This is a genomic window from Streptosporangium sp. NPDC023963 (assembly GCF_040639135.1).
GTDB lineage: Bacteria > Actinomycetota > Actinomycetes > Streptosporangiales > Streptosporangiaceae > Streptosporangium.
Genome location: NZ_JBEZZK010000007.1, coordinates 206,357 through 224,534 on the forward strand (window position 1 = coordinate 206,357; position 18,178 = coordinate 224,534).

An 18,178-nucleotide genomic window follows, 5' to 3' on the forward strand; every position below is an offset into this window, starting at 1 on the left:
TCCCTGCCGGAAACATGAGCCGCTTACTGTGCGGACATGCCGGGCTATTACTCCCAAACGCTACGACAGAGCCCTCGACGACACGACCGGGACGTCGGAGGGCAGACCTCCGCCCTGGACACCACCCGGATCCGCGCGCTCACGCGACCCCTAGAACCCCTGACCCCACCCCAGACCTGCGCGCGCTTGGTAAAAAATCCGTGAAAAAGTCGGTCAGGTGACGTAGTCTCTCTCAAACTCCAACAAAGAGGGAGTATCACATGAAAAAGGTTCTTATCCTCCAAAAGCCCCGGCCGCCCCGGAAACCCGTCGCCCTGGACCTCCGTACCCCCTCAGGACGAGCGCTGCCCTTCTGAGAGGAACAACCGGTTGACGAACCAGAGGGCCACTCCGATCACGAGCAGCACTCCCGCGCGGACATAGACGTCCACGCCCCTGCCGGTGATCGGAAGCACCAGGACGAAACAGACCACCGCCCCCAGGACCGGCATCCAGCTCGGCGCCCGGAAGTGATCGTGGTCCACCCGGTCCTTGCGGAGAACCAGCACGGCCACGTTGACCAGCGTGAAGACGCACAGCAACAACAGCACCGTGGTGTCGGCCAGGCCGCCCACGTCGCCGGTGGCGACCAGCACCGCCGCGACACCCACGGTGAAGACGATGGCCACCCACGGGGTGGACCTCGTCGGATGGACCGACGCGAAGACCCGCGGCACGATCCCCTCACGCGCCATGCCGTAGACCAGGCGCGAGGCCATGAGCATGTTGATCAGCGCGGTGTTGCCCACCGCGAGCAGCGCGATCAGGGCGAACAACTTGGGCGGGAACGCCAGCCCGGCGACCTTGACGACCTCGAGCAGCGGGCCCGACGAGTCCGTCAGCGTCTTGGTGTCGACCAGCATGGTCGCCGTGAACGCGACCCCCATGTAGATGATCGCCGCGATGGCCAGGCCGCCGAAGAGCGCGCGGGGGAAGTCCCGCTGCGGCTCCTTGGCCTCCTCGGCGAGGTTGACCGAGTCCTCGAAGCCGAGCAGGGCGTAGAAGGCGAGGGCCGTACCTCCCAGGACGCCGAGGAAGGCGCCGTTGGCCGGATGGAACTCCAGGGCCCGCGCCGGGTCACCGTCACCGGACAGCAGGGCGAAGATCCCGATCGCGATGATGACCACCAGGCCGAACGCCTCGATGATCGTCAGCACCACGTTGACCTTGATGGACTCGGAGATCCCGGCGAAGTTCACCAGCGTGATCAGGCCGAGGAAGATGAACGCGCCGACGACGACCGGCAGCGTGACGAACTCCCCCAGGTAGTCGCCGCCGAAGGCCCGGGCGGCCGCACTCGCCGAGGTGATCCCGCTCATCAGCACCGCGAACGCCACGATAAAAGTGACAAAGGGAATGTTGAACGCTTTGTTGGCATAAAGCGCGGCACCGGCCGCTTGAGGATATTTGCCGACAAGTTCGGCATAGGCGGTCGCCGTCAGCGCGGCCAGCACGAAAGCCACGAGGAAGGGCGCCCACAGCGCCCCGCCGACGTGTCCGGCGACCTTTCCGACCAGCGCGTATATCCCCGCGCCGAGGATGTCGCCCACCACGAACACGAGCAGGACCTTGCGTCCGATGACCCGCTTGAGCGAGTGCTGACCGGAGCCGGGATCGACGATCGCCTCAGCCATACCTCGCCCTTACCCGCCGCAAGGGAAAAATCACGTCAGGTCACACGAGTCACTGCTGTAAGCGTCATGAAAGTGATCCGCAAGGAACCCTGCCTACAGTTCCAACTGTCACGAAATGCAATGAAAGGCAGAAATGTTCCGCGCTCTCTCCTCCCGCCGCCTCGCCGTCGCCGCCGCGGGAATCGCTCTCATATCGATGACCGCCGCCTGTGGCGCGTCGTCCGCCAACAGCGCGGTCTGCACCGAGGCCGCGTGGTCGAAGCCCTTCGCGGACTTCACCACCGCCGCCACGTCGAGCGCCGGTGACCTCACCAAGTACAACGACGCCACCGCCAAGCTCGCCGCCGACCTCAAGGCGCTGGCGGGCACGGCCGACGGCGAGGTGGCCACCGCCCTCAACGACCTCGCCGCGTCCTTCGAGTCGGTCAAGATCGACCCGAACGACCCGGCCGCGGCCGCCACGGCCGCGGGATCGCTGGCGACGAAGGCCCAGGAGGCGAGCACCAAGCTGGTCGCGGCCTGCTCCTAGGCGCTCGCTCCTGGACGAACCCGTCCACCGGGCTCGTGCCCCCTGGCGACAGGGGGCACTCCGGGTACGGCCGCCGCCCCGCCTGCGGGGGGCAGTGCGGTGCGGCGGCCGTGCCCACCATCTCCATCGGGTTCCACCGGGTTCCACCGGGTTCCATCAGGCTCCACCGAGGCCCCTGCCGCCGCGCGGCAGGGGCCTCACACGTTTCCCCGCCCCGGCCTCGCTCACCCCGCCCCGGGCCACGCGCCCCCGACTCGGGCCACGCGACCGCCGGACCTCGCCCGCGCGAGGCGGGCACGTCAGGTCCTGGAGGCGCGGGCCTGCTCGTAGCAGCGCTCGAAGCCTTCGAGCACCGCGGGCCAGGAGCTGCGGACGGGTTCGGTCTCCCGGTTGTTCGCCGCGATCGACTCGCGCAGCTCGCGGTCGCGGACCAGCCTGGCCACCGACGCGACCAGGTCGTCGAAACTCCTCCCGAGCAGCCCCTCCTTGCCGGGCCGTACGAAGTCGGCCACCCCGCTCTGCGCGCGTGCCACCACCGGCACCCCCGCGGCCCTGGCCTCCAGCGCCGCCAGCCCGAAGGACTCGCGCGGCGCGGGGGCGACGAACACGTCCGTCGAGGCGAGCAACTCCCGGATCTGGTCGCGGCTGTAGCGGCCGGGCAGCGAGACCCAGCCGGTCATGCCGTTGGCCCTCAGATAGCGCTCCATCTGCGACCGGGCCGGGCCGTCCCCGACGACGGTCGCCCGCATCGGCGTCTCCCCCGGCACCCGGGCACGGGCCTCCCTCAGGAGCTTCAGCAACCGGACCGGCTGCTTGCGGGGCGCGAGCCGCCCCACCGCGACGACGTGCACCGGCTCGGGCCGTACTGGATCCCCGCCCGGCGCGGACCGTGCCGGATGATCCCCGCCCGGCTCGGGCCGTACCGGATCGGCGGGGAGGGGCATGGAGCGCCAGCCGGAGACGTCCAGGCCGTTGGAGACCACGTGCACCGGCACGCCGGGCCCGGCCACCGCGCGGATCGGCAGCGCGGCGGCCTCGCTCACCGCGGTGCCCACCAGCCCCCAGCGGTGCCATCCGAACAGCAGCCGCAGTCCCCGGTAGACCGCCCGCGTGACCGGGTCCCACATGCTGTGCACGGTGACGACCACGGGCAGGCCGGCGCGGGTCGCCGCCCGCACGCCCATCCAGGCGAACGGCGAGACCGCGCCCGTGTGCACGTGCACCACGTCGGGGCGCCGCGCTCTCACCAGACGGAGCAGGTGTCCCGTCCCGAACGGATGGACCGGCAGGTCGAAGGGTAGTCTCGCGACGATCCTGTGCACCCCGGGAAGGCTCTCCCCGGGGGTGGCGGTCGCCACCTCGACCTGGTGACCCGCCTCCCGCTGCGTCCGGATCAGATCGGCGACCTGCACCTCGATCCCGCCGAGACGCGGCAGATAACAGTCACTGATGTGGAGGATCCTCACCGTGCCAGCGTAGACCCGCGTGAGATCATGCCTGCGTGCCCCGTGAGGGCGCGCCCGAGTCGCGCGAACGGAGTGAGCCTGATCAGCAGCGTCAAGACAGCAGTGTTCTTTCATGCCCATCCCGACGACGAGGCCCTGCTCACCGCGGGCACCATGGCGATGCTCGCCGCCGAGGGCCACCGGGTGGTGCTCGTCGTGGCGACCTCGGGAGAGCGGGGCCAGGCCGACCTCGAACCCGGTGAGGCGCTGGGCGCCGCCCGCATGGCCGAGCTGTACAAATCGGCGGCGGCACTCGGCTGCGCCCGCGTGGTGAACCTCGGCTACGGCGACTCCGGGCTCGCGCCCGGCGGCGGGGTGGCCGACGACCGGCCCGACGACGCCTTCATCGACGCCGACGCCGAGGAGGCCGCCCGGCGGCTGGCCGCCATCCTCACCGAGGAGAAGGCCGACCTGCTGACGACCTACGACCCGGCGGGCGGTTACGGCCACCCCGACCACGTCCAGGTGCACCGGGTGGGCGGCCGGGCGGCCGAGATCGCGAGGACCCCGATCGTGCTGGAGGCCACCGTCAACCGCGACCCCCTGCTGCGGGGGCTGCGGCTCGCCAGGAGGTTCTACCCGCAGCTCGACATCCGTGCCTTCGAGCGGGCGTACTCCCCGGGCGAGGTGATCACCCACCGGGTCGCGGTGCGGCGCTTCGCCCGCCAGAAGCGGGCGAGCATGGCCGCCCACGCCTCCCAGGCCACCGGCGCCGACACCCGCACGCTCGGGGTGATGCTCAAGATCCCCCAGCCCCTGTACCGCCTCGTCTTCGGCACCGAGTGGTACGTCCGCCGGGACGCCCCCCTGGGCTCCCGGCTGAGGCACCCCTTCGAAGTTCCTCCGAAAGGATGAGAACGGGACCGGCAGACTTGACCGGGGGTGCCGGATGAAGAGCGGGCGTGGCGCATGAAGAGCAGGTTGTTCCAGGTCGGGCTGTCGGTGGTGTCTCTGGCACTGGCCGCCACGCTCGTGTTCTTCATGCCCCAGGTCGTGGCGGCGCTGACGGGCAAGCACGTCTCCTGGGCGCAGATCGGCGCGCAGTTCGCCGCGCTGAGTGCCGGGGAGGTCGCGCTGATGGCCGCCGTCTGGCTGCTCAGCCTCCTCGCGTACACGTTCGTGCTGACCGCCTCCCTTCCCGGGCTGACCCACCTGCAGGCCCTGACGCTGAACGCGAGCGGCAGCGCGGTGAGCAACCTGCTCCCCTTCGGGGGCGCGGCCGGGGTGGCGATGACGTTCGCGATGACCAAGAGCTGGGGTTTCCAGACGCGGGCGGTGGTGGTCTCCACGCTGACCACCGGCGTCTGGAACACCCTGTTCCGCTTCCTGCTGCCCGCGGCGGGCATCGTGGCCCTGCTGTTCAGCGGGCAGCCGCTCAGCCCCTCGGTGACCAGGGCGGGCTGGGCCGGCGTGCTGTCCATCCTGGCGCTGGTCGCCGTGGTGACCGTCGCCCTCTACTGGGACCGCGCCGCGAACGTGCTGGGCCGCGGCCTCGACGCCCTGACCCGGCTGCTCCCCCGCCGGATCCGTCCCGGCGAGCGCGCCGCCTCCGAGGCGCTGACCAAGCTGCGGGCCGACACCTCCGAGATCGTGCGGAGCCGCTGGGCCGGGCTGACGCTGGGCATGGTCTTCTTCCTCGGCTTCCAGTGGCTGATCCTCGTCGTCTGCCTGCACGCGACCGGCGCCTACCCCGGCCTGGCGCAGTCGATCGCCGCCTTCGCGCTGTCCAGGGTCCTGACCACGGCTTTGGTGACTCCCAGCGGTACCGGAATAATGGAGGCCGGAACCATCGGCGCGCTGGTCTTCTTCGGCGCTCCGCTGGACTCCGCCACCGCCGCCGCCCTGCTTTTCGGGTTCTGGACCTACACTGTCGAAATCCCCTTCGGCGGGCTGGCACTGGGGGCGTGGACGTTCCTGCGCAGGCGTGAGAACGCCACTCCGGCCCCTGAAAAGGAGTCGATCAGCCGCTAGATTGGGAAATACCTTGTATGCGATCGGAAGGCCCACATAGCGTGGCGGCTGACATGGTGGCTTTCCGAGTTCTCGGCCCGGTCGAGGCGCATTCCGGTGAGGACGAGCTCGACCTGGGCGGGCTTCGTCAACGTGCGGTCCTGGCACGCCTGCTCGTCGCGCGCGGGCAGGTCGTTCCCGTCGACTCCCTGCTGTACGACCTGTGGGACGACGACGCGGCCAAGGGGGCCCAGTCGGGTCTTCAGGTCTACATCTCCCGGCTGCGCAGGGTGCTGGAGCCGGGCCGCCCGCGCGGGGGCCCCAACCGGCTGCTGGTGACCGTGGCCTCGGGCTACGCGCTGCGCGCCGCCCCCGACCAGGTCGACGCGCTCCGTTTCGAGACGTTGGTCCGCACCGCCGGAGAGCACCTGGAGGGCGACGACCCCGCCTCCGCGCGGGCCCGCCTGGAGAAGGCCCTGGGCCTGTGGCGCGGCACCCCGTACTCCGACTTCGCCGACCAGCCGTGGGCCGAGGCCGAGGTCAACCGGCTCACCGAGCTGCGCCTGGTGGCCCGCGAGCGGCACGCCGACAGCGGTCTGCGGATGGGCCTGCCCGCCGAGTCGGTGCCCGACCTGGAGGCGCTGACCACCGAGCACCCGCTCCGCGAGGAGGGCTGGCGGCTGCTCGCACTGGGCCTGTACCGCTGCGGGCGGCAGGGCGACGCGCTGGCGGCGCTGCGGCGGGCGCGCACGATCCTCTCCGACGAGCTGGGCATCGACCCGGGCCCGGCGCTGCGCAAGCTGGAGTCCGACATCCTGTCCCAGGATCCGGGCCTGCAGCTCGCCGTCCCGCCGCCGTCCAGGCAGCGCCAGCAGGTGGCCGCGGAGACCTGGCCGCCCAGGCCCACGGTGGCCCAAGTGGAGCTTCCCCCGCTGGAGCCGGAGCCGTTCGTCGGCCGCGACGCCGAGCTGGGCAGGCTGACCACCGCCGCGGCCAGGACCGGCCGGTTCACCGTCGCGATCATCAGCGGCGACGCGGGCGCGGGCAAGACCACCCTGGTCCGCCAGCTCATCAGGCGGCTGTCCGACGACGGGTGGGGCATCTCCTCGGGCGCCTGTCCCGACAGCAGCGCCACGCCTCCCGGCTGGGCGTGGGTGGAGATCCTGCGCACCCTGGTGAACGCGGCCGGGCCCGGCGAGTACGCCTCGCTGCTGGCACCGCTCCTCGACGACGCGGCCCCCGAGCCCGACGACGACCAGGCCTCCGGCGGGTTCCGGCTGCACCGGGCGGTGGGCGGCTACCTCGCCGCCGTCGCCAAGGAGACGCCGATCCTGCTCACCCTGGAGGACCTGCACTGGGCCGACGACCAGACGCTGGCGCTGCTGCGCGCATTGCCGAGCCTGCTCGCCACCAGCCGGGTGCTGCTGGTGGTGACCTGCCGCGACAGCGAGCTGAGCGACCAGCAGGCCGACGTGCTGGCCGCGCTGGCCAGGCTCGGTCCCGTCCGGGTCGGCCTCACCGGGCTCGACACCAAGGCGGTGGCCGAGCTGGTCAGGGCGACCTGCGTGCGCGAGGTCGACGAGGACGCGGTCAACAGCATCGTCGAGCGCACCGGCGGCAACCCCTTCTTCGTCCGCGAGACGGTGCGCCTGCTCGACGCCGAGGCGGTGAGCGACCGCGCGACGGCCGCCGAGGTGATCTCCGGCGTGCCCTCCGGCGTCCGCGACGTGCTGCGCAGGCGGATCTCCCGGCTGCCCTCGACCGCCCAGCAGATCCTGCTGCAGGCCGCGGTGATCGGCCGGGACGTCGACGTGGACGTGCTGGTCGACGTCTCGGGCGACGAGGAGGCCGTGGTCGACGCGGTGGAGGCGGCGCTGCTCGCCGGCCTGGTCACCGAGCCGGGGCCCGGAATGCTCCGCTTCGACCACGACCTGGTCCGCGACACCCTGTACTCCGACGCCTCCCGGCTGCGCCGCTCCCGGCTGCACGCCGCGGTGGCCTCGGTGATCGAGCGCAGGAACCCCGGCGACGTGGCCGCGCTGGCCCACCACTACGACTCGGCGGGCACCAGCGAGACCGCCGGCAAGACGGTGCACTACGCCGGGCTCGCCGCCGAGCAGGCCGAGCGGCGCTTCGCCCACCGCGAGGCGGCCACCCTGTGGGAGCAGGCCATCGCCGCCTTCGACAGGTCGGGCATCACCCACACGCCCGACAGCACCAGGGACCGGCTGCTGCTGACCCTGCGGCTGATCAAGGCGCTGGCGCTCTGCGGCGACATGGCCGCGGCCCGCAGGCGGCGGCGCGAGGCGATGGACGCGGCGCTGCCGCTGGGCAACCTGGAGCTCACCGCCCGGGTGGCCGCCTCGCTGGCGGTGCCGCACAAGGGCATGGCCCGCGACTTCACCCGCACCGCCTGGGAGATCGTCGACGTCGCCGAGCAGGCGCTGGTCGAGCTGCCCGCCGGTGAGCAGTCGCTGCGGGCGAGCCTGCTGGCCACGCTCGCGCTGGAGCTGGAGGGGTCGGCCACCCCCCGGGGCGAGCAGGCCTCGCTGGAGGCCGAGGAACTGGCCCGCCGCTCCGGTGACCCCGCCCTGCTGGCGACCGCGCTGAGCGGGCGGCTGCGCCAGTCGTACGGGATCACCCCGGTGGGCGAGCGCGAGGTCATCGGCAGGGAGCTGCTGGAGGTCGGCAAGGCGACCGGGCAGATCTCGGTGCAGGCGCTGGCCCATCTGGTGCTGATGGAGTGCGCGGCCGCCTCGGGCGCGTTCGCCGAGGCCGACGCGCACGTGGCCGCCGCCGAGCGGCTGGCCAGGCAGTACGGCCTGTCCGCGCCGGCCTCGGTGGTCGCCTGGTACGCCGGGCAGCGCCTGATGATCGCCGGTGACTTCGCCGGGGCGGAGCGCGCCTACCGCGAGGCCGCCCGGCTGACCGCCAAGGCCGGGATGCTGGAGGGCCGCCAGGACCTGCCGCTGATCACCACGTTCTGCCTGCACCTGGTGAACGGGCGGGCCGCCGAGATGGTCGAGCCGCTGGCCGAGGCGCACCAGCGCGGGGCCAAGTGGACCCTCGACGCCTACGCGGTGGCCCTCGCGTCGGCGGGCCACCACCGCGACGCCAGGGCCGTCATCGCGGTGAAGACGCCCGTGCGCCCCGACTTCCTCTACGAGCTGGCGATGATCTGGCGGGCCCTGGCGGGCATGCTGCTGGACGACCGGGAGCGGATGATCGAGGCGTACGACACGCTGAAGCCGTTCGCCGACCGGATCGCGGGCGCCGGCACCGGGGTGGTGGCGCTCTGGCCGGTCGCCCTGACCCTGGGCGACCTGGCGCTGCGGCTGGGCTTCGCCGACGCGGTGAAGCCGCACTACGAGAACGCCCTCGCGGTGGCCGAGCGGGTCGGCGTGGGCCGGTGGGTGGAGGCGGCACAGCGCTCCCTCAGCGGCTGACGCCTCCCGGGACGGCGCTCCCCCGGGTCCGGCCCTGGATCCGGCCCCGGGTCCGGCTCTCCTGGGTCCGGCCCTGGATCCGGCCCTGGGTCCGGCCCCTCCTGGGATCGGCTCCTCCCTGGGCCGCCCTCTATCCGGGGCGGCCTCTCCCGAGGTCGGCTCCTCCCCGGGGCGGTGCTTCCCTGGTGGGCGCTTCCCCAGGCGGGTGTTTCCCAGGGCGGGTGTTTCCCAGGGGCGGATGCCCGGGGAGAGGCGTGGAGCGGGCGGATCAGCAGCTGACGAGGAACCTCTCGCTGCGCAGCGGAGCGTCACCGGAGACCGACAGCACGACGCGGTACCAGCCGGGGTTGTCGACGATCCTGGGCTGCCACTCGACGGTCTGGCTCTCGCCGCCGAAGCCGGACCCGGTGCCCAGGTAGGTCTGCCAGCGGCGGGTGCCCGGGCTCCAGCGCTCCAGGCGCCAGCCGTAGGAGACGGCGGCCCGGGGCTCGTCGTTGTGGACGACGCTCTGAACCTGGTACGGCCTGTCACAGGGACCGAGCGCGTCGAGCGCGCTGACGGTGACCGTGCCGGGGGCCGTGACCGTGCCGGGGGCCGTGACCGTGCCCGCGGCGGGAACCTCGCTCGTGGCGGGAAGCTCGCTCGTGGCGGAGACCCGCTCCGTGACGGCCGGGACCCGCTCCGTGGCCGGCATCGACCGCGACGACAGCTCCACCGTCCGCACCGGCGCCTGCGCCGCCGCGCCGGCCGGGATCCGGGCCTGGGTGCCGTGGGCGGCCTCCACCCCCAGGTAGGCTCCGGCAAAGGCGAGGGTGGCGACGAGCAGCTTGACGGCACTCGCGGTTCCACTCGCCACCATCGGCGCCACACTGCTACGCGGACTCATGACAGACACCTTTCTTCGTTACATCCCAGGTGTACGCCACCGCTCTTGCTCCGGAGTTGACGTCCGCTTGCAGCCGGGTCGCCGGAAAGGGCACCGGTCCGCCGGTTCGGGTAAGCCCGCCCTAATATCGAGGTAGGCAGGTGGAACGACCGTGGTGGTGATGTTCAGAGTGCGACCTGTTGTGGCGGGCATCCCCGACCCGGCCTCCGCGTCCTTCCTGGGCATGCCCCTGTGGCTCTGGGTGATCGTCGGCGGCGTGGCCCTGTTCGGCGCGTTCCAGGCCTACTACTGGATCGGCCACGTCCTGGGCTCCAGGCTCTACACCTCTCGCCTGGGCGCCAAGATCGGCCAGGAGAACATCACCCGGGTCGAGAACGTCGTCAGGAAGTGGGGCGCGCTCGCCGTCTACGCCTGCTTCTGGGTGCCCGGGCTGCGCCACACGCTGCCCTGGGTGGCCGGGGTGCTGCGGATCTCCTACCCCTGGTACGTCGTGGCCAGCGCGCTCGGCTGCCTGACCTGGGTGCCGGTGACCTCCTTCGGCCTGTACTCGGTGATCTGGGGCTGGCTGGGGCTGGCCGCGCGATCGCCGCTCCTGGCGGGCCTGGCCGCGCTGGTGGCGGTCGCGGTGGTCGTCGGGTTCGTCCGCTGGCGCCGCCACCGGGCCGCCCGCCGCGAGGCGGAGAGACTGGCCACCGCGGCCTGAGCCGCGGGTCGTGACGGTCGCGCGAATCCGGGCACCGGGCGAGACACCGACCGGGATCGTACGGCGGCCCAGCGTGTCGCGCGAACCCGGATGTGCCGGGTGAGATCGTTCCCGTGATCGTCCCTTCACGTCCACACACGGCACCGATGTCAACTTTTCCATAGCCAAACCGCCAACTTCCGCATATCGACGGTGGCCTCTGTCAGCATGGCTCGCATGCATCACGGGGGAACACGCCTCATAGCCCGCGCCGCGCTGGTCACCGCGGTCACCCTGGCCACCGCGTCACCGGTGCCCGCCCTGGCCTCGGGAGCCTCGGGAGCCTCGGCACTCGCGCCGACCGGCGGATCTCCGGCGCGCGTCCCGGGCACCGGGGCCATGGTGTCCGCCCTGATCACCGCGCCGTCCGCGCCCCGTGCGTCCGGCGCGCTCACCCTCGTCTCCGCGCCCGCGGCGAAGCGGCGCGCCGTGCCCTCGGTGCCGGGGCGGGCCGCTTACCTGTACGACGCGAGCACGGGAACGGTCCACCTGAGCAGGCAGGCGGGGAAGCGGATGCCGGTGGCCAGCCTGACCAAGGTCATGACGGCGTACGTCGTCCTCAGGGAGGCGAAACTGAGCGACACCGTCACGATCCAGGCGGCGGACGTGCGGCACGCGGCGGCGAACGGCGCGACCCACGCCTCCCTGCGCGCCGGGGAGCGGCTCACCGTCAGGGACCTGCTCTACGCGGTCATGCTCCCCTCGGGGGCGGACGCCTCCCACGCCCTGGCCCGCGTCTACGGTCCCGGCGACACGAAGTTCGTGGCGAAGATGAACGCCACGGCCCGCTCGATGGGGCTGGTCGACACCCGTTACGCCAATGCCGACGGCCTGCCGAAGCCGGCTCCCGGCCACTCCACCGCACTGGACCAGGCGAAGCTGGCCGACCTCGCGCTGCGTGACCCGCTGCTGCGGATCATCGCGTCCACCAGGCGCCACGTCGTGGCGAAGTCCAAGGTGCACCGGGCGCACTCCTGGACCAACTCCAACAAGCTGCTCGGCAAGACGCCCGGGGTCATGGGCCTGAAGACCGGTTACACCAGCGCCGCCGGATACTGCCTGTCCTTCGCCGCCGACCGCGACGGCCACCGGCTCGTGGGCGTCATCCTCGGCGAGTCCAACGCCGACCGGCGCTTCCAGAGCGCGACGCGGCTCCTCGACTGGGCGAGCGAGCAGACCCCGCCGGACCTCTGAGAACGGCGGAAGGGGCGCGCTCGCCGGGAGCGCGCGGGCCGTCCCCCGGCCGCGCCGCCATCCCGCGCGCGGGAATCCCGCCGAACTCTGAGAGAGTTTGTTCCACACGTCGAGAGGAGATGGACGGGTGGAACCCGATGGGGAGCTGAAACACCCCAGCCTGGTCGAGCTTTCGATGCGGCGGCTCCGTCACGAGATCCTCTCCGGTGCCCTCGCGCCGGGCGAGCGGCTGATCGAGGAGCAGCTCACCCAGAGGTTCGGCATCAGCCGGGCGCCGCTGCGCGAGGCACTGCGGTCACTCGGGCAGCAGGGGCTGGTGGAGCACCTGCCCCGGCGGGGAGCCCGCGTCACCGAGCTGACCGGGGGCGACGTGGACGAGCTGTTCGGGCTGCGCGACGTGCTCGAACGCTACGCGGTCGAGACCGCGCTGCCGCTCTCCGGCGCCCACGGCATGACCGCGCTGGCCGAGGCTCTCGAGGGCATGGCGTCGGCGGTACGACTGGACGACCCGTTCAGCGAGAACGAGGCGCATCGGCGCTTCCACGTCGCGCTCGTCGCGCTCGCGGGCCACCGCCAGCTGCTGATGGCGTACGAGCCCGTCATCCTGAAGCTGCAGCTCTACATGGCCGCGAACCTGCGCAGGGAAGCCGAGCAGCGGGCTCCGTCCGAGGGGGTGGAGCGGCACCGGCGGCTCTTCGAGGCCATCGCCTCCGGCGACCCGGCCACCGCGCTCGACGCCCTGTCCCGCCACGGGGCGCGCACCTACATCGGATGAACACCTCCGCCGAGGGGCGCCTCCCAGGCCCGACGACCGGCGTACGCGTCCGGATCCCGGCCGGAACCTGATAGAGCTCGGCGACCGTCCCGGCCGACGCCCGGCCACCGGGGAGGCGGCGCGCCGGGCGGTGCGATCACGCTCCGGCCCGAGCCGCTAACAGAAGCGTAACCGGGCGGGAAAGCCGCCGACATAATTCTGTCGACAATCGACAAAAGGAGGATCCGAGGAACGGAGTCAACGTGTCCGATCCGCTTCTCGTCGAGGCCGAGCCGTACGCATACGGGTTCGATCCGCGACACACAGCGCTGCTGCTCATCGACATGCAACGGGACTTCGTCGAGCCCGGGGGCTTCGGGGAGACCCTGGGCAACGACGTGTCCATGCTGCGGCGGGTCATCCCGCCGCTCCAGGAGGTGCTGGCCGCCACCCGCGCGGCGGGGATGACCGTCGTCCACACCCGCGAGGGGCACCTGCCCGACCTGTCCGACTGCCCGCCCGCCAAGCTCGGCCGCGGCGCGCCGTCGCTGCGCATCGGGGATCCCGGTCCCCGGGGACGGATCCTGATCCGCGGCGAGTACGGCCACGACATCATCGACGAACTGGCCCCCGCCGAGGGCGAACTCGTCGTCGACAAGCCGGGAAAGGGCTCCTTTTACGCCACCGGCCTGGACGAGACCCTTCGCGCGGCCGGCATCCGCAGCCTGATCGTCACCGGCGTCACGACCGAGGTGTGCGTGCACACCACCGTCCGCGAGGCGAACGACCGGGGGTACGAGTGCCTGGTCCTGTCCGACTGCGTGGGCTCGTACTTCGCCGAGTTCCAGCGGTACGGGCTCGAAATGATCGCCGCCCAGGGCGGCATCTTCGGCTGGGTCGCCCCCTCCGGCGGCTATCTCAAGGCACTCGAAACCCGGAGCTGACCGATGACCACGACAACCGGCCCGGCCGGCCTCAAACTCCCCTGGTGGGTCGGCGGCGACACCAACGCCTTCTTCGGCCTCGGCTTCAACGTGATGGTGAACGTGCTGGTGCTGAGCGGCCTCTGCCTCGGGGTCGTCCACCTGCCCGGCTCCGACGTCTTCGGCGTCATCCTCCCGGCGATGGGCATCCAGCTCCTGATCGGCAACGTTTACTACACCTACCTCGCCCGGCGGCTGGCCCGCCGCGAGAACCGCACCGACGTGTGCGCGATGCCGTACGGGCCCAGCGTCCCGCACATGTTCATCGTCGTTTTCGTGATCATGCTGCCGACCTACCTGGCGACCAGGAACCCCCTGCAGGCCTGGGCGGCGGGGCTGGCCTGGTGCTTCATCATCGGCGTCATCGTGCTGATCGGCGCCTTCGTGGGCCCGTACATCCGCCGCTTCACCCCCAGGGCGGCGATGCTCGGCACCCTGGCGGGCATCTCGATCGCCTTCATCTCGATGCGGCCCGCCGCGCAGATGTGGGAGGCGGCCTGGATCGCGCTGCCGGTACTGGTGATCATCATGGTCGGCTTCTTCACCGACCTGAGGCTGCCGGGCAACATCCCCGTCGGGCTCGCCGCGCTCCTGGCCGGGACCGCGATCGCCTGGATCGGCGGATACATGAACCCCGCCGACGTGGGCGCCGCCGCCGAGAACATCGCGGTGAGCCTGCCGTCGCTGAACATCGACCGCCTGCTCGAAGGGCTCGGCCAGGTCTCGCCGCTGCTGGCCACCGCCATCCCCCTGGGCATCTACAACTTCACCGAGGGCATGAGCAACGTGGAGAGCGCCGCCGCCGCGGGCGACTCGTACAACCTGCGTTCGGTGCTGCTGGCCGACGGCGCGGGCGCGGTGGTCGGCTCGATGCTGGGCTCGCCGTTCCCGCCCGCCGTCTACATCGGCCACCCGGGGTGGAAGTCCGCGGGCGGCCGTACGAGCTACTCGATGGCGAGCGGCGTCGTGATCGCGCTGTTCTGCTTCCTCGGCATGTTCGCGCTGCTCGGCGCGGTGCTGCCGACGCCCGCGATCGTGCCGATCCTGCTCTACATCGGGCTGCTCATCGGCGCCCAGGCCTTCCAGTCGGTGCCGAAGGCGCACGCGGTGGCCGTGGTGATCGCGATCATCCCCAACATCGCCTCCTGGGCGCAGGGCTACATGGACAACGCGCTCGCCGCCGCGGGGACCAGCGCGCGGGAGGTCGGGTACGACACGATCGCGCAAAGCGGGACGGTCTACGAGGGAACGGCCCTGCTCGGCGGGGGCGCCGTGCTCGCCGGCCTGGTGCTCGGCTCGATCACGGCCTTCGTCATCGACCGGTCGTTCCTGTGGGCCGCCGGGTACGCCTTCGCCGGCGCGGCCCTCGCCTTCGTCGGCCTGATCCACGGGGAACGGGTCGAGTGGAACGCCAACGGACAGGTCGCGCTGGGGTACCTCTTCGCGGGGCTGATCCTGCTCGCCTTCATCTTCCTCAAGCCCAGGCCGTCGGACGAGACGGCGGCCGCCGCCGACGCACCCGAGCCGACCGCCGCGAGCCCCGTCGACACAGGAAAGGCACATGCACCCTCCGCCTGATCCGGACAGCACGCTCCGCCTGGACCTGGAGAGCCTCTCCGGCCTCTACCGCTCCGGGGCGGCCCGCCCCGCCGACGTCGCCGGGGAGGTGCTCGCGCGGATCGCGGCGCGGGGTGACGACCACGTGTGGATCACCCTGCGCCCGGCGGCGGACCTGCTCGGCGACGCGGCCGAGCTGGCCCGCCGCTGGCCGGACCCGGACACCCGCCCGCCGCTCTACGGCGTCCCGTTCGCGGTCAAGGACAACGTGGACGTGGCCGGGCTGCCCACCACCGCGGCCTGCCCCGCCTACTCCCACGTCCCGGCACGCGGCGCGCCGCTGGTGGAACGGCTGCTCGCGGCGGGTGCCCTCCTCGTCGGCAAGACGAACCTGGACCAGTTCGCCACCGGCCTGTCGGGCACCCGCAGCCCGTACGGCGCGTGCGAGTCGCCGCTGCTACCGGGCCTGATCTCCGGCGGGTCCAGCTCGGGCTCAGCGGTGGCGGTGGCCGCGGACCTGGTCTCGTTCGCCATCGGCACCGACACGGCCGGGTCGGGCCGGGTGCCCGCCGCGCTCACCGGCACCGTCGGGGTCAAGCCGAGCCGGGGCCTGGTCAGCACGCTCGGCGTGGTGCCTGCCTGCGCGTCACTGGACTGCCCGAGCGTCTTCGCCCGCTCGGCCGCCGACGGCCTGGCCGTCCTCTCGGTCATCGCGGCCTTCGAGCCCGCCGACCCCTGGTCACGGGAACTTCCCGTTCCCGGCCCGGTGCCGCCTTCCTCGTACTCCCTGCGGATCGGGGTGCCGCGCGACCCGGAGTTCTTCGGCGACACCGCCGCCGGGGCGGCCTTCGCGGAGGCGGCGGAACGGCTCACCGGCCTCGGCCACCGGCTCGTCCCCGTCGACCTCGGCCCGTTCCTCGCCGCGGGACGGCTGCTGTACGAGGGGCCGTGGCTCGCCGAACGGCTCGCCGCGGTCGGCGGCTTCGTGGCCCGCAACCCCGGCGAGGTCCACCCGGTCACCCTGAAGGTGCTGTCCGGCGGCGGCGCGCTCAGCGCGGTGGACGCCTTCGAGGGGCTCCACCGCCTGCGCGCGCTGGACGCGGAGACCCGGGAGGCGTGGGCCTCGATGGACGTCCTCTCGGTCCCGACCGTGCCCACCACCTTCACGGTCGCGGAGATGCTCGAAAGCCCGATCGAGCGCAACGCGATCCTCGGCCACTACACCACCTTCACCAACCTGCTCGACCTGGCCGGGATCTCCGTGCCCGCCGGGACGACGGCCACCGGCCGCCCGCACGGCCTCACCTTCCTGGGACCGGCGGGCTCCGACGAACTCCTCGCCGGTCTCGGCGCCGCCTTCCACGGCCTGACCGGCGGCCCCGCGGTCCCCGTCCCGGACACGCGCACACCAGAAGCTCGACCGGCCGCCTCCCTCGCCCACCCCGCCGAAGCGCGGGCGGTGCTCGCCGTGGTCGGCGCGCACCGCTCCGGCCAACCTCTGCACGGCCGGCTCACCTCCCTCGGCGCCACCGGCCTGGGGATCGCCCTGACGGCCCCCCTCTACCGCCTCTACGCCCTGGACGACGGTGACATGCCTCGCCCGGGGCTGGTCCGCTCGACCTCCGGCGGCGTCCAGGTGGAGGTCGAGCTGTACGACCTGAGCACCTCGGCACTCGGCATCCTGCTGACGCAGACCACCCCGCCCCTCGGCCTCGGCACGATCCGGCTCTCCGACGGACGCGCGGTGCACGGCTTTCTCTGCGAGCCGTACGCCACCGAGCAGGCCCCCGACATCAGCCACCACGGCAGCTGGCCTGACTATCTCCTCTCCCTGCCGTAGTCCCGACGATCCGGCCCACCGGACCGGCGACGGCTCCGGCACGTCCGGGCCCGCGCCCGCCGAGACGCGGGCCCGGGAGACGGACCGTGCGCGAACCGGACCGGGGGATCTACGGTTGGCCGTATGACTGAGCGGTTCGCGATCCTGAGCGGTTCGACCTTCGAGGAGCGGATCGGATACGCGCGGGCGGTGGTCGACGGCGACCGGGTGCACGTGTCCGGGACGACCGGCTACGACTACGCGACCATGACGATCTCCGACGACGTGGCCGAGCAGGCCGAGCAGTGCCTGCGCAACATCGAGGAGGCCCTGGCCAGGGCGGGCTGCTCGTTCGCCGACGTTGTCCGGGTGCGGTACATGCTGCCCGACCGCGAGGACTTCGAGCCCTGCTGGCCGGCCCTGCGCCGCCGTTTCGGCGAGGTCCGCCCGGCCGCGACGATGCTCGTGTGCGGCCTCGCCGACCCTCGCATGAAGATCGAGATCGAGGTGGACGCGCGCCGCCCCGCGGCACGCGAATGAGCATCCGTTCGGCCGCTGCCGGTGACCGTACCGGCCGGGTCGTTTTCGCTACCTTGAGGGGCGAGTCACCCGTCGCTCACCAAAACGGGACAATTCCCGTAATTACCTACATATGGCGACTTTTCTATATCGCTTAGAGGTGCGACTCCACCGAGACGCGGACCTCTGCCGGAAGCGCCCTCCGGCACGCCGGAACTTTACCCACGGCTCACCGCCCGTAATGTGATCCGGCAAAGAAACGCCCCGCGGAGCCGGTAAACCTACTGCGAGCAGGTCTGTCATCGCGTCGGCGCCCCGCCCGGCCTTACCGGCCGGTCCGAGTCGAATATTCCTCGTCCACGAACCAGCCCGGCGCAATATTCTTGAAAGAGCTCAAGCGCATGGTCATCAGGGTCTTGGAGACATGGGCCGGAGGGGCGACGTGCCAAGGTCGAAAATACGCAAGCGCAATCGCTCAGGCTGGCGGGGTGGAACAGGCTGGGGGGGCGCAAGAGAACGTGACCGTGTCACACCCAGGAGACGCGGATTGGCGGACCTGGCGATAGGTCTGGCGACATGGCCGTTCCGTTTCATTTGGATTCCGCGCCGCTCCTACGGCAA

General features: G+C 72.0%; 14 protein-coding genes. 11 read left to right on the forward strand and 3 right to left on the reverse strand.

The genetic code is table 11. From position 1 onward, the window contains the following. Positions 1-332 precede the first annotated feature (332 nt). Positions 333-1,673: an APC family permease gene (locus AB0F88_RS22805; protein ID WP_362687304.1), complete on the reverse strand. Its 1,341-nt coding sequence runs from the start codon at positions 1,671-1,673 to the stop codon at positions 333-335. Positions 1,674-1,806: 133 nt separating this feature from the next. On the opposite strand from AB0F88_RS22805, the gene AB0F88_RS22810 reads away from it, so the two are divergent. Beyond that, positions 1,807-2,202, forward strand: coding sequence for a hypothetical protein (locus AB0F88_RS22810; protein ID WP_362687307.1), 396 nt, complete (start codon positions 1,807-1,809; stop codon positions 2,200-2,202). A gap of 299 nt (positions 2,203-2,501) precedes the next feature. Here the strand turns inward: AB0F88_RS22810 and AB0F88_RS22815 are convergent, their stop codons facing one another. Further along, positions 2,502-3,668 (reverse strand): glycosyltransferase family 4 protein, encoded by a 1,167-nt coding sequence (locus AB0F88_RS22815; protein WP_362687310.1) that lies wholly within the window; start codon positions 3,666-3,668, stop codon positions 2,502-2,504. Between the two features lie 72 nt (positions 3,669-3,740). Here AB0F88_RS22815 and AB0F88_RS22820 point away from each other — a divergent pair, with 72 nt between their 5' ends. The 3 genes from AB0F88_RS22820 to AB0F88_RS22830 are packed head-to-tail and all read left to right on the forward strand — an operon-like array spanning position 3,741 to position 9,103. After that, positions 3,741-4,562, forward strand: coding sequence for a PIG-L family deacetylase (locus AB0F88_RS22820; RefSeq protein WP_362687313.1), 822 nt, complete (start codon positions 3,741-3,743; stop codon positions 4,560-4,562). Between the two features lie 54 nt (positions 4,563-4,616). Further along, positions 4,617-5,678: a lysylphosphatidylglycerol synthase transmembrane domain-containing protein gene (locus AB0F88_RS22825; protein WP_362687316.1), complete on the forward strand. Its 1,062-nt coding sequence runs from the start codon at positions 4,617-4,619 to the stop codon at positions 5,676-5,678. Between the two features lie 53 nt (positions 5,679-5,731). After that, entirely contained in the window at positions 5,732-9,103 is a 3,372-nt protein-coding gene (locus tag AB0F88_RS22830) for a BTAD domain-containing putative transcriptional regulator (protein ID WP_362687319.1), read from the forward strand. A 268-nt stretch (positions 9,104-9,371) separates the two neighbouring features. On the opposite strand, the gene AB0F88_RS22835 is transcribed toward AB0F88_RS22830, so the two are convergent. Further along, positions 9,372-9,989: a hypothetical protein gene (locus AB0F88_RS22835; RefSeq protein ID WP_362687322.1), complete on the reverse strand. Its 618-nt coding sequence runs from the start codon at positions 9,987-9,989 to the stop codon at positions 9,372-9,374. 160 nt (positions 9,990-10,149) lie between these two features. Between AB0F88_RS22835 and AB0F88_RS22840 the strand changes: the two genes are divergently transcribed. The 7 genes from AB0F88_RS22840 (at position 10,150) to AB0F88_RS22870 (ending at position 17,578) form a co-directional block, all read left to right on the forward strand. Then, entirely contained in the window at positions 10,150-10,692 is a 543-nt protein-coding gene (locus AB0F88_RS22840) for a VTT domain-containing protein (protein WP_362687325.1), read from the forward strand. Between the two features lie 216 nt (positions 10,693-10,908). After that, entirely contained in the window at positions 10,909-11,925 is a 1,017-nt protein-coding gene (locus AB0F88_RS22845; RefSeq protein ID WP_362687328.1) for a serine hydrolase, read from the forward strand. Positions 11,926-12,052: 127 nt separating this feature from the next. Further along, positions 12,053-12,700, forward strand: a complete 648-nt coding sequence (locus AB0F88_RS22850) for a GntR family transcriptional regulator (RefSeq protein ID WP_362687331.1) — start codon at positions 12,053-12,055, stop codon at positions 12,698-12,700. Positions 12,701-12,942: 242 nt separating this feature from the next. Further along, positions 12,943-13,623 (forward strand): cysteine hydrolase, encoded by a 681-nt coding sequence (locus AB0F88_RS22855; RefSeq protein WP_362687334.1) that lies wholly within the window; start codon positions 12,943-12,945, stop codon positions 13,621-13,623. 3 nt (positions 13,624-13,626) lie between these two features. Further along, positions 13,627-15,240 (forward strand): hypothetical protein, encoded by a 1,614-nt coding sequence (locus AB0F88_RS22860; protein ID WP_362687337.1) that lies wholly within the window; start codon positions 13,627-13,629, stop codon positions 15,238-15,240. After that, entirely contained in the window at positions 15,224-17,059 is a 1,836-nt protein-coding gene (gene atzF, locus AB0F88_RS22865; RefSeq protein WP_362687340.1) for an allophanate hydrolase, read from the forward strand. The genes AB0F88_RS22860 and atzF overlap by 17 nt, the downstream gene beginning before the upstream one ends. A 123-nt stretch (positions 17,060-17,182) precedes the next feature. Next, positions 17,183-17,578 carry a RidA family protein gene (locus AB0F88_RS22870; protein WP_362687342.1) on the forward strand — a complete coding sequence of 132 codons (396 nt, stop codon included), beginning with the start codon at positions 17,183-17,185 and terminating at the stop codon, positions 17,576-17,578. Positions 17,579-18,178 lie beyond the last annotated feature (600 nt).

What these genes read in the sequence shown, in the direction of transcription:
- AB0F88_RS22805 (WP_362687304.1), bottom strand. Translation starts at nt 1,673, where the DNA reads ATGGCTGAGGCGATCGTCGATCCCGGCTCCGGTCAGCACTCGCTCAAG.
- AB0F88_RS22810 (WP_362687307.1), top strand. Translation starts at nt 1,807, where the DNA reads ATGTTCCGCGCTCTCTCCTCCCGCCGCCTCGCCGTCGCCGCCGCGGGA.
- AB0F88_RS22825 (WP_362687316.1), top strand. Translation starts at nt 4,617, where the DNA reads ATGAAGAGCAGGTTGTTCCAGGTCGGGCTGTCGGTGGTGTCTCTGGCA.
- AB0F88_RS22830 (WP_362687319.1), top strand. Translation starts at nt 5,732, where the DNA reads ATGGTGGCTTTCCGAGTTCTCGGCCCGGTCGAGGCGCATTCCGGTGAG.
- AB0F88_RS22835 (WP_362687322.1), bottom strand. Translation starts at nt 9,989, where the DNA reads ATGAGTCCGCGTAGCAGTGTGGCGCCGATGGTGGCGAGTGGAACCGCG.
- AB0F88_RS22840 (WP_362687325.1), top strand. Translation starts at nt 10,150, where the DNA reads ATGTTCAGAGTGCGACCTGTTGTGGCGGGCATCCCCGACCCGGCCTCC.
- AB0F88_RS22845 (WP_362687328.1), top strand. Translation starts at nt 10,909, where the DNA reads ATGCATCACGGGGGAACACGCCTCATAGCCCGCGCCGCGCTGGTCACC.
- AB0F88_RS22860 (WP_362687337.1), top strand. Translation starts at nt 13,627, where the DNA reads ATGACCACGACAACCGGCCCGGCCGGCCTCAAACTCCCCTGGTGGGTC.
- atzF (WP_362687340.1), top strand. Translation starts at nt 15,224, where the DNA reads ATGCACCCTCCGCCTGATCCGGACAGCACGCTCCGCCTGGACCTGGAG.
- AB0F88_RS22870 (WP_362687342.1), top strand. Translation starts at nt 17,183, where the DNA reads ATGACTGAGCGGTTCGCGATCCTGAGCGGTTCGACCTTCGAGGAGCGG.